General features: G+C 38.5%; 12 protein-coding genes. 5 read left to right on the top strand and 7 right to left on the bottom strand.

Going from position 1 to position 15,269, the window contains the following annotated elements; translation table 11 throughout:
• Positions 1-12: 12 nt before the first annotated feature.
• Positions 13-3,138 (bottom strand): SusC/RagA family TonB-linked outer membrane protein, encoded by a 3,126-nt coding sequence (locus ACPPVU_RS25180; RefSeq protein WP_426669494.1) that lies wholly within the window; start codon positions 3,136-3,138, stop codon positions 13-15.
• Between the two features lie 153 nt (positions 3,139-3,291).
• Positions 3,292-4,347: a 4-hydroxythreonine-4-phosphate dehydrogenase PdxA gene (pdxA, locus tag ACPPVU_RS25175; protein WP_426669493.1), complete on the bottom strand. Its 1,056-nt coding sequence runs from the start codon at positions 4,345-4,347 to the stop codon at positions 3,292-3,294.
• Between the two features lie 154 nt (positions 4,348-4,501).
• Here pdxA and rsmA point away from each other — a divergent pair, with 154 nt between their 5' ends.
• The 5 genes from rsmA to ACPPVU_RS25150 all read left to right on the top strand — a co-directional run bounded on the left by rsmA (position 4,502) and on the right by ACPPVU_RS25150 (position 8,111).
• Positions 4,502-5,281 (top strand): 16S rRNA (adenine(1518)-N(6)/adenine(1519)-N(6))-dimethyltransferase RsmA, encoded by a 780-nt coding sequence (gene rsmA, locus ACPPVU_RS25170; protein ID WP_426669492.1) that lies wholly within the window; start codon positions 4,502-4,504, stop codon positions 5,279-5,281.
• Complete coding sequence (locus ACPPVU_RS25165; protein WP_426669491.1) at positions 5,281-6,021, top strand: hypothetical protein; 741 nt, start codon at positions 5,281-5,283, stop codon at positions 6,019-6,021. Before rsmA ends, ACPPVU_RS25165 begins: the two co-directional genes overlap by 1 nt.
• Positions 6,022-6,954 (top strand): 2-hydroxyacid dehydrogenase, encoded by a 933-nt coding sequence (locus tag ACPPVU_RS25160; RefSeq protein ID WP_426669490.1) that lies wholly within the window; start codon positions 6,022-6,024, stop codon positions 6,952-6,954.
• A gap of 198 nt (positions 6,955-7,152) precedes the next feature.
• Positions 7,153-7,626, top strand: coding sequence for a transcription elongation factor GreA (gene greA, locus ACPPVU_RS25155; protein WP_426669489.1), 474 nt, complete (start codon positions 7,153-7,155; stop codon positions 7,624-7,626).
• Between the two features lie 89 nt (positions 7,627-7,715).
• Positions 7,716-8,111 carry an HIT family protein gene (locus ACPPVU_RS25150; RefSeq protein ID WP_426669488.1) on the top strand — a complete coding sequence of 132 codons (396 nt, stop codon included), beginning with the start codon at positions 7,716-7,718 and terminating at the stop codon, positions 8,109-8,111.
• 81 nt (positions 8,112-8,192) lie between these two features.
• Here the strand turns inward: ACPPVU_RS25150 and ruvC are convergent, their stop codons facing one another.
• The 5 genes from ruvC to ACPPVU_RS25125 all read right to left on the bottom strand — a co-directional run bounded on the left by ruvC (position 8,193) and on the right by ACPPVU_RS25125 (position 15,267).
• The gene (ruvC, locus tag ACPPVU_RS25145; protein ID WP_426669487.1) at positions 8,193-8,771 is read right to left on the bottom strand and encodes a crossover junction endodeoxyribonuclease RuvC; all 579 of its coding nucleotides are present in this window, start codon (positions 8,769-8,771) and stop codon (positions 8,193-8,195) included.
• A 17-nt stretch (positions 8,772-8,788) separates the two neighbouring features.
• Entirely contained in the window at positions 8,789-9,427 is a 639-nt protein-coding gene (aat, locus tag ACPPVU_RS25140; RefSeq protein WP_426669486.1) for a leucyl/phenylalanyl-tRNA--protein transferase, read from the bottom strand.
• A gap of 9 nt (positions 9,428-9,436) precedes the next feature.
• Complete coding sequence (locus tag ACPPVU_RS25135; RefSeq protein WP_426669485.1) at positions 9,437-11,377, bottom strand: DUF3857 domain-containing protein; 1,941 nt, start codon at positions 11,375-11,377, stop codon at positions 9,437-9,439.
• 3 nt (positions 11,378-11,380) lie between these two features.
• Entirely contained in the window at positions 11,381-13,294 is a 1,914-nt protein-coding gene (locus ACPPVU_RS25130) for a DUF3857 domain-containing protein (protein WP_426669484.1), read from the bottom strand.
• A gap of 77 nt (positions 13,295-13,371) precedes the next feature.
• A complete protein-coding gene (locus ACPPVU_RS25125) occupies positions 13,372-15,267 on the bottom strand; it encodes a DUF3857 domain-containing protein (RefSeq protein ID WP_426669483.1) in 1,896 nt (631 codons plus the stop codon).
• Positions 15,268-15,269: the final 2 nt, after the last annotated feature.

Here is a 15,269-nt window from a genome sequence, read left to right as displayed (position 1 = left end):
TGATATTAATTATTAAAATCTTGCTGATACGTTGAAACCCAAAGTTCTTACACTTGGTTGTCCAAACAGATCAATTCCTTGTAAGGTATTATTAGTTGAAAGGGTCGTTTCCGGATCGAAAGGAGCTTTGAGGTAAAAGAAGAACAAATTACGCCCTGTCAAAGCAACGCGTATATTTTCTATTTTGTTATTAAATACACTGCCCGGGAAGGTATATCCTAAAGCTGCTTCTCTGAAACGCACATTCGTGGCAGAGTAAGCATATGTCGCAAGGGCACCAGTGCGGCCACCTTGTACCTGATAATACTTTTGTACAGCGGCTAGGCTTGGCTGGCTGCCATCGGTAGCATTCCTGGCATTTGCTGAAGCTTGCGATACACCATATTGATCTAAATAAGCACCAGTCATATCCAATACTGTACCACCGAAGCGCCCATCTATTGTAAAAGCAAGATCAAAATTGGAAAGCTTGAATGTATTTGTCCATCCTAAGGAGAATCTCGGGCTAGGATTACCCACATCTTTATACGAGAAACTACCATTCGGAGTATCCTGCAGCTGAGGAAGACCGCCAACAACTACAACATTTCCGCTGGCGTCCCTTTTAAAGTCCTTGGCATAAATCTCGCCATATGGTTGCCCCACCCTTGCCTGTAATGAATAGCTGTCAAAAGCATTTCCAAATTCGAACTCATTATGTACAGTTCCCGTAGCATCAGTAAATAATGCTAGTACTTTATTCCGGTTCAGGGAAAATGTTACGGTTGAATTCCATTGAAGATCACCAGCGATTTTACCTTTATAGCCTAAACTGCCTTCAAAACCCTCGTTCCGGACGTTACCACCATTTACATAATAGTTGCTATATCCACCAGCAATAGGAGCAGGAACGTTGAACAGTTGATTGTGTGTATTTGTGTGATAATAAGTCGCATCAAAACTCAAATGATCATTAAAGAATCTCCATTCGGTACCAACTTCAAATGAGCTGGTTTTTTCAGGTTTTAAATTTGGGAAAGGTGCAGTCAGGTTAAAACTGAGAGAGCCATTAGTTATTGGGTATTGTGAAATAGCAGCGTAAGGCAAAAGCCCATTGCCGACATCAGAGTATGAAACGCGCAATTTACTGAAACTGATAAAATCAGGCATTTTAAACATACTACTCAAAACATCACTTAAACCCACAGATGGATAGAAAAATGAATTACCTACTGTATAACCTAAAGTTGAGGACCAGTCAGTACGGCCAGTTATATCTAAAAACAGATACTTTTTATAGTTTAAATCAACACTTGCGAAGACTGATTGTACTTGATTTTCTTGTTTAGTAGTTTGATTGAACGGGTTTCCTGAAGCAAGACTCAGGTTAGAAACATTGAAGAAATTAGGAATATTACCCAACTTTCCACCAAAACCCAGCGAACTATTTTGGTTATCCTGTATACTAGCACCTAAAGTGCCATTGATATTAAAATCATGCGACAGATCTCGGTTAAAATTGAGCAGCAAATCGCTGTAAACCTGATTAGACCCGCTTGATGTATATGTATAATTACCAGCCAAACCAGATAATAGTGTAGTACTACCTGCAAAAAGCTTTTGGTCACTGGTTTGATCGGCTTTATCCAGGCTTACGCGCGCCTGTAGATTTAGCCAGCTATTAAACTCGTATTTAACCAGTACTGTTGCCAGTAAACGATTTAGGCCCTGATTATTAAGGTTGCGGTACTGTATCCAATATGGATTTTGCAGAGCGTCGCCGCCCGCGCCTGGATTATTATAAGGAGTGATCCAATTTGGTAATTGAATATTCCGTGTTGGGTCGTATGATTCGAAGTTCTTATACTGGTTAAAGTCAGTTCCCCTTGGGAATAAATAAGTACTTGTTAAAGGGTTAAAATAAGTACCCACACCCGGTCTGTCAACCGTATTTTGGAAAATATAACTTGCATTTACATCAAGTGTCATTTTATCGCTCAACAATTTTGTTGTATTGTGAACTGTGATATTGTTACGAGTAAACGAGTTATTGGGCTCTATTCCTGTAGAATGCGTATTGGCATATGATATAAAAGTTTGGTTTTTATCGCTGCCGGTACTTAATGAAAATGAATTGATGGCATTTACACCCGTCTTAAAGAACTCTGATGGCTGGAAATTTGGACTACCAGCAACTTCCTTTGCGCCCCATGAATTGATAGCTGTGTTATTTGTAACACCAGTATCACCGCGAGCATATGTGGTTTGTAATTTTGGCGTTAAAACGGCTTTGTCAAATGTTGTTGACGAGTTGAGTGTTACAGATGTTTTACCGGCTTTACCTTTTTTGGTTGTAATCAAAATTACACCATTTGCGGCGGCACTTCCATAAAGAGCTGATGCAGAGGCGCCTTTTAATACGCTCATACTTTCGATATCGTCAGGATTAATGTTTGAAATACCATCACCGCCGTCAGGGCCATAGGAAAATGGTCCATTAGGCTGTCCACTGGTAAGAGGATTGAGAGGAACGCCATCAACAACGTATAAAACATTATTGTTTCCGGCGATGGATTTGTTACCTCTTAAAACCACCTTAGTTGAACCGCCCGCACCAGATGAACTTTGGGTTATCTGCAAACCTGATACTTTACCATCAAGACTGTTAATAAAGCTTGGGCTTTTGGCTACCTGCAATTCTTTACCACTTACGGTTTGTTGGTCGTAGCTTATAGATGCTGATGATTTGGTAATGCCCAATGCTGTAACTACTACCTCATTAAGGTTTTTCGAGTCTGGGGTTAATGTTACATTGGCAGTATCTCCGGTTCCTACAGTTACCTCTTTTACTAAATAGCCAACGTAAGTAAATACCAGTACATCTCCTGTTTGCGCATTAAGGGTATATGACCCGTCAACGCCAGTTTGTGTACCCGTACTTGTGCCTTTTATTTTTACAGAAACGCCCGGGAGCGGCAATCCTGTTTCATCCTTGACAATCCCTTTTATTTGAGCTTGTTCAAGGGCCTTTTTGTTTGGAGATATGTTATTTAACATACCTGCTACATTCCGGTGCTCAGCAGCATGGGTTTCACTCAAAAAGAGCAAACATAACGCCGTTAAACACCAAACTTTTGAAAATCGTAGAGTAGATTTCATAGTGTTTTTGGTTTTAATTAATGGTTCAGTTCAGTGCTTTTATTAGCGGGAGCCAATAAAAACCTTATAAAGGTATAAATCTTTATAAAAAAATTTAAAAAGATGTAACTTTTTTTGATTTTTATTTTAAAAAATCAGAACTAAAGCAAAAATTTAGTCTCTATCACGGGAGAGTTTCGTGATAATCAGTGGGTTTTCTGTGAGAACAGCTGTTTCCCGACGGTGTTTAACGATATGAAGAGCAGTAAATATGGCTTCACGGAAGGATATCTCTGAAGCAAGGTTTTTTCCGGCAATATCATAGGCAGTTCCATGATCTGGAGAGGTGCGTACGAAATTTAGGCCGGCGGTAAAATTAACGCCGGATTCAAAAGATATTTGTTTAAAAGGGATCAACCCCTGATCGTGGTACATGGCCAATACGGCATCAAACTGCATGTAAGTACCATTGGCGAAAAATCCATCCGCAGGATATGGCCCGAAAGCCAATATGTCATTTGACCTGGCTTCTTCAATAGCCGGTATAATAACATCTTTTTCCTCGCTCCCTATCAGGCCATTGTCGCCGGCGTGCGGGTTAAGGCCCAAAACGGCGATTCTCGGTTTGCGTATCCAAAAGTCCTGCTGAAGGCTGGTATCCATCAATTTTAGTTTTGCCAGTATCTTATCTGCAGTAATTGTTTCGGCAACATTTTTTAATGGTATGTGGCCGGTTACTACGCCTACACGCAAGGTGTCGCTCACCAAGAACATCAATGATTCAGCAGCGCCGGCCATTTCCTGCAAGTATTCTGTATGGCCAGGAAATTTAAATTCGTCGCTTTGAATATTATCTTTATTAATAGGAGCAGTAACCAAGGCATCGATGTCGCCATTCACAAGGTCGGCAGTTGCGCGTTGTAATGATAGCAAAGCATATTTACCCCCGATTTCACTAACTGTACCCAACTCGATCTTTACATCCTCTTCCCAGCAGTTGATCATATTGGGTTTTTTGTGCTGAGCTTGTGAAGGATGATTGATCACATGGAAATTTAGTTCGGCTGCATTAATTGTGCGGCGGTGAAAAGACGCCACTTTGGTGTGGCCATAAACTATAGGTGTGAAATAATCATATATATGGTTGTCAACAAGTGTTTTGATAATTACTTCAAGCCCTATTCCGTTAACATCACCTATACTAATACCTATTTTAAGTTTTTCTGACACGATTACACCGATTTGTTATGATTACACTGATTGATTGTCTAGCCAACACTTTGCGTCAACCGCACCCACAAACATACAAATAAAAGATTTTAGGCTTATAAAATCTGATTAAAGCACAAATATGACGTAATTTGCGCAAATAATTGAATTAATAATGTCATTGGTAAGAGCAAAAAAGCATCTCGGTCAGCACTTTCTTACTGATAAAAACATTGCGGCCAAAATAGTTGGCAGTTTGCAGTTGGCAGTAGGCTATACACAGGTGCTTGAAGTTGGACCGGGCATGGGGATATTATCCGACTTTCTTTTACAGCGGACCGATTTGCAAACTTACCTGATCGACATTGATACGGAGTCGTACGAGTTTCTTCAAAAAAAATACCCGCAACTGGGTGAACGTCTGATCAACGACGATTTTTTGGAGATGGATTTTAACAAGGTTTTTACGGAGCCATTCGGGATCATTGGCAACTTTCCCTATAATATTTCTTCACAGATATTGTTTAAGGTATTGGACAACCGGCAAAAGGTGATTGAAGTGGTAGGCATGTTTCAAAAAGAGGTGGCCGAACGCTGCAGTGCAAAAGCCGGGAGTAAGGAATATGGTATACTCAGTGTTTTTTTGCAAGCTTATTATAAAGTGGAATACTTGTTTACAGTAAAGGCCGGTGTTTTTAATCCGCCGCCCAAAGTGTTATCTGCAGTAATAAGACTAACCCGTAATAATGCGGAGCAATTAAACTGCGATGAAAAACTTTTCTGGCAGGTGGTAAAGGCTGGTTTTAATCAGCGACGAAAGACATTACGTAATGCGCTTTCATCATTGATCAACAAAGAAAAATTGACCGGTGAACCAATGCTTGATCTGCGTGCTGAACGATTGAGTGTAGACGATTTTGTTAATTTGACCAATAAGATCACTGCAAACCGGTAATGAAACACTTCTTATTCTTATCTATATTTATCTTGTTTTTTAGCTGTAGCTATGCCCAAAGGAGAGAAACTTCTGATTACAGCAATATTATCACTACAAAAAAGATCATACTGAAGTATCAGGATGATGAGGCTGATAGCTTGATGATCCCTGTGGTATCAGATAAATATCCGGAGTTAAAAAAAGCTTTGTGCGATACTAATTTATTTTTTGGCGACAATTTAGACACCATTATTCAACGCTACCAAAGGGAAAAAAGGGGCCATATCTTCTTTAGTTATAATGTAACTTTTGTAAATAACGATGTGATATCCCTTAAGACATATTATGAAATGACAGGTGATGATACGGATGGTGCCCAGCAATGGCTTACCTTAAATATCCATACGGGTAAAACTTATCCTATATATAAGGAAATTAGTCCGGAAGGATTAAAGTGGTTATACACCAACTATAAGGAATTATTGAAAAAGCGCATCTTAGATGACGAAAATAAGATAGACAAAGAAAAGATTAAGGAGAACTACACTGATATTTATAATGGTTTAATGGAAGCAGCCGATACGCTTACGTCTGATCAATTATTAAGAACCTATGTGTTTACAGATAAAGGAATTTGGTTTACTACAGAAAATATCTTATCCGATGATGTAAAAAACTTTGAGCCTGAAAGAGAGTGGTTTGTGAAATATGATAAGTTAAAACCGTATATATTGGCCGGTGCAATTGTGTTAAAATAAATGGAAAAGAAAAATATACTTATAGTTGACGATATACACCCCATTTTTATAGAGCAGGCGAAGACCCTGGGCTATCATTGCTATTATCAACCAACTATAAAATCAGAGCAAGCATATGAGATCATAGGCGATTACGAAGGATTGGTGATCCGTTCTAAATTCCTGGTTGACAAAAAGATTATCGACCTCAGTAAAAATCTCCGGTTTATTTGCAGAGCAGGGGCAGGAATGGATAATATTGATGAAGATTATGCCAGGGAAAAGGGGATTTTACTGATCAATGCCCCCGAGGGTAATATGGATGCGGTAGGCGAGCATGCTATTGGGATGCTACTTAATCTGATGAATAATATTAACCGTTCGGACTCTGAAGTAAGAGAGGGTACCTGGAATAGGGAAGCAAACCGCGGCTATGAACTAAAGGGGAAAACCGTTGGTATAATTGGCTACGGCTTTATGGGCGGCAGTTTTGCAAGGAAACTGTCGGGCTTTGATGTGAACGTGATCGCTTACGACAAATATAAAACCGGGTTCAGCGATAAATATGCCCGCGAGGTAAGCATGGAAGAAATTGTGAAACATGCCGATATAGTAAGTTTCCACGTTCCGTTAACTGCCGAAACGAAGGGGTTGGTTAATGATGAATATCTTTTCCATTTTAAAAAACCGATTTTTTTGCTGAATACCTCAAGAGGTAAGGTAGTGCAAATTAAAGCTGTTTTAAACGCAATAAAACAGGGAAAAATACTAGGTGCAGGTTTAGATGTGCTGGAAGTTGAGAAGTTCCCGGCATTGGCAGAACAGGACTGGTTTGATGAGTTGCGCCGATCAAATAAAGTGATACTTACCCCGCACGTAGCAGGCTGGACATTCGACTCTTACAGGCGAATCAGCGAAGTAATGGCAGATAAATTAAGTAAATTGAACGTGTGAACGGGTCTAATTTATCGGCCAAAAAATTTGGATATTAAAACTTAAATCACTTATCTTCGTTTTACTGATAAGCAAGACTATGTAGGCAATAGCCGATGTAGTCTTGTTTGTTTTTAAAGGAATCGCGTCCTTCTACATTTGGGAGGGCAATTTTTTTTTAGTATCAATTTACAAACTAAGAAATTAATAAAGGAGACTATGGCAGAGGTAGCATACTATACCAAAGAAGGTTTAGAAAAATTAAGGGAAGAATTACAACGATTGAAAACAACCGGCAGGTCGGCTATATCTAAAGCCATTGCGGAAGCAAGAGATAAGGGCGATCTTTCTGAAAATGCAGAATATGATGCCGCTAAAGAAGCACAAGGTTTGCACGAGGCTAAAATTTCGCAGATGCAGGAATTATTGGCCAGCGCGCGCTTGCTTGACGAAAGTAAACTGGATACATCAAAAGTACTGGCACTGTCTATTGTCAAGATAAAAAATATAAAAAACGGGGCTACCATGAGCTACCAACTGGTATCTGAAAGTGAAGCCGACCTTAAATCGGGTAAGATATCGGTAAGCTCACCAATTGCTAAAGGTTTATTGGGCAAAAAAGTAGGTGAAAAAACAGAGATAACCGTACCTGCGGGTAAAATGGAATTTGAGATACTGGAAATCAGTCGTTAGTTGATTGTGTGAGTGGTTGATTAAGTTAAGCAGTTTTTAAACTCAATCAACCATTCAACTTAATCAACACAATCAACCAAAACACAAAAATGACAATCTTCTCAAAAATAGTAGCAGGTGAAATACCGGCATATAAGGTGGCTGAAACAGTTGAGTTTTTAGCGTTTCTGGATATTAGTCCGCTTGCTGAAGGGCATGTATTGGTGATCCCTAAAAAAGAGGTTGACTATTTATTCGATCTGGATGACGAAACATATACTGGCCTGCAAATTTTCGCTAAAATAGTTGCAACAGGATTACGGAAAGCCATACCCTGCAAAAGGATAGGAGTGGCTGTTATTGGCCTCGAAGTGCCGCACGCGCATATCCACCTGATCCCTATGAACAATGTAAGCGACTTAAATTTTGCCAGACCGAAGCTGAGCTTTACACCTGAACAGTTAGAAGCTACTGCTGAAAAGATAAAGGAAGCTCTGCGGATGTGAAAATGTGCAGATGTGCAGATGTGCGGATGTGCAAATGATTTATAAACTCGATAAGAATCTGCACATCTGCATATTTGCACATCAAATAATTCTCTTCTGATTATCCTTCACAAAAGTGTCCCAGCCAGAATAAGATTTTTTGCTGCTGCTTTTTCCGGTACTTGTGCTGATCTTTTGAAAAGAATGGCACACGGCTACAGCAAGGCCATCGGTAGCATCCAGAAATTCGGGGGTTTCACTAAACTTTAATAGATTTTGCAGCATGGCTGCAACCTGCTCTTTGGTGGCGTTACCATTACCGGTTATAGACTGTTTTATTTTACGGGGCGAATATTCCGTAATAGTCACATTGCGGGAAAGTGCGGCTGCCATTGCAACTCCCTGCGCACGTCCTAGCTTAAGCATTACCTGAATGTTTTTACCATAGAAAGGGGCTTCTATTGCCAGGCAATCAGGGTGATAATTATCTATCAATTGCACGGTCTTTTCAAAAATACGTTGCAGTTTTAGCATGTGGTCGTCTATCTTTTCCATTTTAACCACGCCAAGACTGATCAGTTCTATTTTGGAGCCGATTTCTTTCAGGAGGCCATAACCCATAACCGCTGTTCCGGGGTCGATGCCTAATATTATACGTTCTTTTACGTTTATCTGCTCCATACACTACAAAACTAAATTTATACCGGGTTATTTTGCAGTATAGCCATATATTCTTTTCTGTCTATCATCCGTGCACCCATTGATTCCAGATGCTCTGTATGTACCTGGCAATCTATTAAAGTGTATTTGCCGCTGTTGCATAGATTGATCAAAGCCATTTTTGAGGCATTGCTTACCAGGCTGAACATGCTTTCGCCGCAAAATACTGTACCTATCTGCACTCCGTATAAACCGCCAACCAGATTATCCTGCTCCCAAACTTCAACAGAATGCGCGTAGCCTTCATTGTGTAAACGGAGATAAGCATTTTTCATATCATCAGTTATCCACGTGCCATCCTGATCTTTGCGACCAATAGCTGAACATGCGTCAATAACTTTTTCAAAATACTTATCCCGAGTAACAACGAACCTGCCTGATTTGATGACCTGACGCATGCTTTTAGATATCTTCAGTTCATCGGGAAACAACACAAATCTTTCGTGCGGAGAGTACCATAGTATTGGCGTATCATCACTGTACCAGGGGAATATACCACTCTGATACGCCAATAAAAGTCGGCTGGTTGAAAGATCGCCCCCCACTGCCAAAAGTCCATCCTCTTCAGCATATGAGGGGTCGGGGAATAATAAACGTTCATCCAGCCTGAATATCATCAGGCAAATTTATGCCTTCTTGCGTATTACCAGCTTTTTATTCTGTGCTTTTGCAATGCCATCCATGTATTGCTGCATCTCGGTATATTTTGCAGCGGGTATCACCTGGTTGTTCAAAACAAATTTAGCTGTGCTTACCACCTGGTTTTTATCCTTGTTGTAAACGTAGTTTATCTCGTAATTACCATAAGTGAATTTAAGACTGGCATTAGCCGGTAAAGTTTCTACTTCAAATCCTGTGGGTAGATCAATTGTAGTGGAACATGTCTTTATTCGTGGGTAGTCCCAGTAGTAATTGGTTTTCCTTTTTTCGAGTACCGGAACGCTAGTACTCCATAATAAAAATGCCGAAGGTCGATAGAATTGTTTATCGCCAGCCTTCACATCGCAAAATTGATCATACTCAAGACTAAGATCAATTTCTTTTGCCCCGTTCTCATCCTTTTCCGACTTGAAATCAAATGCCGAAGGTTGTTTAATATTCAAATTGCGTATCAAAAATTCTTTCTGATCATCCATTTTTCTAGCGGACATCGCTAAATACAACTCTCTGTACTCGCCGGTGCTAAATATTTTCACTTGTGTTTTCGCCCCACCTTCTGGATCCAATATAATATGCGCTTCGCTATTAAACTGATTCTCTTGCGCAGCACTTTTAGGTGTATTAACGAGCTTACCCCCATCTTCCGTAATTAGTAATGCATTACGATTTTCTGTGAATGATCCCAACACCCCAAATGGCATTGTGTTACTTGTGCATTCAAGCCACGTGGTATCATTTTTAAAAGGTACGCATAGAATAATATGATTAGAATAGTCAATGGGGAAAGAATATGTCGCTGGCTCTTCATTCTCGCCAGCATTTATCTTAGCATAATATGAATTTATATTTACCGCCTTTAGTAATGCATGCATATAATTAGATAATGCCTTACAATCACCATATTTCTTCTCATCTACAAATTGTGCCGGAAAGGGCTTTAATCCTCCCACCCCCAATTTGATATTTACATAGCGCATATTTTGCTGCATGTATTTATACAAAAACCGAGCTTTTCCTTTATCGGTTTTAATGGTATCAGTCATTGCCTTTATTTCAGATACTCGCTGTGGGCTTAAGTTACAAACATCCGCATTGAGCGCCTGCTGCCAATTTCCATAAGTCTGCCATGTGCTTATATTTCCGGGCAACCCGTAATATTCAAACTTGTCTTGTACGAACTCTATTCTAGGCATCACACACCATGCCATCGCCCCTTCTTCAAGTTTAAATGCTTTTAAATTTGAAACGGTCCAGGCATAAACCTGTTTGTCATGCTCATCACTTACTTGAGGCTTTATAAAAGTATTCTTGTTGAGATATCGAAAACCGGAATTGGCAGCTATGCTTACTTTGCAGGTAGAGTTCTGAATACTTTGTTCAGGCCCTTGAATACCCCAATCACCAAGGCCTATCAGGCTATTCTGATCTATCTCATAGGTCATTTCAACAGTAGTTGGATAGTTGGCAATGGTATGTCGGATTTCTTTGACACGGTCATCTGTTACCAATGATTCATATCCTTCGGCAACATGTTCATAAAGATCACTTTTATGATATTTTTTTATCAGGTTGCCTGTTGCGTCGTATATACGCATTTCGAAGGCGGTTACAGCACTGAACTTTCTATTATAAGGAAAACTGATTTCAGCCTCATGATTTCCTTTTTCGTTCAAAACAGTTACTATAGTATGAGCAGTATATATCTCTTTGCCAGGACCCAATACATTGTATTCCTCCAAATTATAACGCACTACCGAATTTGCATCATCTTTCAATGAATCAGGAATACCAGAAGCTTTATAAAGCTCCTGGGGGATATCTTTATTCTGGCTGTGGGCACTTACAACATTTAAAAAGCATATCAAAATTGTAAATACCAGGCACTTCAAATATTTATTATAGCACATTTCTTAGCTTTTTTTTAATATGATTTGTTCATTCAGCATTTCATGCATTTTCTTAAAAAATTCATGAAGTTCGGGATAGGTCTCTTTAAAATAGAGTGATTTATTGTAGTTTACTGAGAACCTTATAACCACGGACCCATCTTGCTCACCTACAATCCGTCTGAAAATAATACTATTATCAGGCATTGTCATGGTTATTGGTTTAGGCATAGCATCAATCTTATAGCCTGCAGGGATTTTATAAACGCCATTTATAGAATAATTGCTCTTATACCCAAAGTCGATGTCAGTATGGCGATTTTCATTTATGAACTGATTGGTCTCCAGAGTTGTAAATAAATTTGGATTAAAATAAATATAGTTTTCATCCGAGCCCGTAAGATCAAGATCAAAATCGAGGTTCTGTGTTAGTGCTAGTGTATCTACATCCATATTGTCAAATTTTATGGATGATATTTTTAAATTATTGTCATCATTGCGCAAATAGTCGATATATTTTTTTTCACCATCGGTTTTATATTTCTCTATTGCATAAGCACGGTCATAACTAAAGTTATTCAATTGAGCAGTCCCGTTCATCTTACCACCTGGTTTAATTTCGGCGTTTATTAGCGCCACGTATCTAACAGGATCGGTTTTCTGCAGAAAAACAAGGTCATATTTTTTATCTTCCTTATTAATAGATAGGCCAAAACTATTTAACAGGGTTTCAGGCACATCTTTATATGAATTGTATTTGTTTGTCGCATCAAGCAAATAATACCTTGCTGTGTCAATAGGTATATATACTACGGTTCTGTTAAATTGATACCTGCTAGGATAGGCAGGATTTACTTTGCCATTTTTCTTTGTGCTCACCAATGTTGGATAACCAGTAACACCCACTTTATGAAGCAAATGATATAGAATAAGATTTATTTCAGTAGAGTTACCTATTTTTTTATCCCATGCTTTTTGAGTGCCATCATTAGTATAGCGGACATCTACTTCATTCCACTTCATGTTTTTTTTAACCTCATCAAAAACATAAGCAATTTTTGCATCTTGTGAACTTAGGCTTTTTGCTTTGCTGATAATTGCGTCTTCGCCAGTTAGCTTCCGGTTAAACTCACCTCCAAAATCATCAAAACCAACTTCATTTTCTCCTATCTTTTTCCAGGTATCTGAATAAGTTTTTGAATTTGCTCCCGCATTAATACTTAATAGTTGGTAAAGTATGCGTTGATAATTATCATGGCGGGCACCCATATAAGGCTCATCCGGCAGGGAAGGTATATTGGACATTGCCTTAACATCAGGTGTGTTTTTTACAAATGGCATATTTACCATAACCAAATTCTTGTAAGTCAGAACTCCGGGTATGGAAGTATTTAATTCGCTGTAGCGGGTAGGAATACGATCCTGAAAATACCAATCCGGAAAGTCGTCAATCGATTCGGTCATTAAAGTATATTTAAACTCTATGATTGATCCTGGTTGCACATTTGGAAATGAAAAAACCAGTGCAGAGCGTTGTTTGTCAACGGTTTGGGTATAGATTGATTTTTTGTCGACTTTGATGATTTCAATTTTCCCGTCGTTAAGGTTAATTGTTTCGGCTTGTACTCTAGACATATTTTCCAAACCGCCGCCTCCCCAATAATCTATTTTAACATTTGCCTGGTCTTTGCCTTTTTCATTGAATATTTTAATGCGTACGTGGCGCTCGAAAACCAGATCATAGTTTACGGTAAATGAAACTGTGCCTTTATCAAAAAGCACTTCTGCATTAGCATCTTTTTCAAAATCGCAGGTCTTCATTTCAAGATCGGATTGGTCCACCTTGCCAAAGGGTTGTGTAGCAGGCGTGGGGGCTGTTTGCGCGTTGGCTGTAAGAGATACAGCACCCAGCAACAGCAGGGTAAAAAGTTTGTTCATTGTGTATGGTTTGGTTGGTTGAATATACTATTAAGATGTTTAAAATGTTATTTTTCCATAAAAAAAAGTAAGAGTTCTTAATGATATTGTTTTTTTAAAACGATCTGTTCATTCAGCATTTCATGCATTCGTTTGTAGAATTCACGCAACCCTGAATACTCCTCTTTAGGGAAAAGTGATTTATCAAACTTAATTACATAGTGAATTTGTATATACCCATCATCTTCAGCTGCTATTCTTTTAAAACTAATGCTTTTATCAGGCATCAATAAATTAACAGTTTTTGGTATGGCATTGAGTTTGTATCCAACAGGTATCTTATATCTTCCACTAATCACGTAATATCTGCGGTAGGTAAAATTAATATCAGAGTATCTATTCTCACTTAAAAACGGATTTTGTTGTAAAAGTGTAAATAGGTTTGGGTTAAAATAGATGTAGTTTTCGTCTGATGCAGAAAGATTGAGTTTAAAAGCGATATTTTGAATAAACGGTATTGTATCCTTTTCCGTATTTTGAAATCGAATAGAATCAACTTTCAAATCATGGTTTTCACTATATAAAAGCTCAGCGTATTTTTTTTCGCCAAGCTTGTCATACTGTAAAAGTTTATCTATTTTGTTGTAGCTAAAGCTGCTAATTTGAGTTGTCCCAATCATTTTTCCTTCGGGCATTATTTCAGCATTTACATACACGATATCCTTGGCGGGCACATTATCTTCAATAAGGATTAGTCCTGTTGATGGGGTTTCTACATTCATATATAGCCCGTATGTATTTAATAAAGCAAAAGGAATTTGATACCACTTATTGTCTTTTTCAGACGCATCAAGCACATAATTCTTCCCACTAACACTTACATAAGCTACCGTTCTGTCAAAATTTCTTGTTTCAACATCGTTAGCATCTATTCTTGAGTCAGAATCTGTACTTACGCCCAAGGGAGAAGTAACCAATCCGGATTGTGTTAACAACCGGCAAAGAATCAGGTTGATCTCAGATGGACTTCCTTTCTTTCTTAGCCATGCGTCATAGATGGGCTCCTGTGTAAATAAATTATCACTATCGTAACAACTCATCAAATCCTTGACTTTTTTGAATAAAAAGGCTATTTTTCCCTCTGGACTAAGACCTTTTGCCTGTTCAATTATTAGATCCTCACCTTTAAGTTTAATCTTTAACTGCTGGCCATAACCCTTTGTAAATATTAATGCGCTTCCTATATCCGTCCATGTATTCTTTATATTATTGGGTTTTTTGTCTGTACCGTAACTGGTTACGAATGAAAATGACACTGATTGCAGATTATTGATATATGAATCCATAAATGGTTCTTCGGGCAAAGAATGGATATTTGCCATTGCGACTATAGTATCTGCATTTTCAACCAATTCCTGCTTTACATGCAAATGGGAGGTAAAGGCACGGCCAGAAAGAGGTATTACCTTAATTTCGCTGAATTTAACAGGTAACTTGTCCTGAAAATACCATTCGGGTATAATGTTGGTGTAGCTTATCCATTGAGTATAGGAATAGTCTAAGATTGAACCATCCTTTATTGATGGAAACGAAAAACTGTATTGGGATCTCCACTTATCTAATTTTCGTTTGTAAATATCCTTTTTGTTTAATGGTATAATCTCAACCTTTCCATGATTCAAATTGATGGTTTCGGCACGTAAATCGTGAATTGATTCTATTTCATTATTACTTGGGAAGTCAATATTAATATTTCCTAAATCATATGCACTGGAGTTAAATATTTTTAAACGTATATGATGTTCCAATAGCAAAGAGCCATAGTCATAATGTGCCATACACGTATTAAATAGCACCATTGCATTTGCATCCTTTTCAAACTCACAGGAAGACAATTTGAGATCAGCAGTATCTACCACACCATAAGCCTGGGTTTGAGCTTTCAGTGAAAAAGTAACAGACAATAAAAAAAGGAGAGTAAATAATTTTTTCAAGC

This window comes from Mucilaginibacter sp. McL0603 (assembly GCF_049992945.1).
Classification (GTDB): domain Bacteria; phylum Bacteroidota; class Bacteroidia; order Sphingobacteriales; family Sphingobacteriaceae; genus Mucilaginibacter.
The sequence above is the reverse complement of the archived record's forward strand: the minus strand, read 5'-3'. Positions and strand labels throughout refer to the sequence as shown.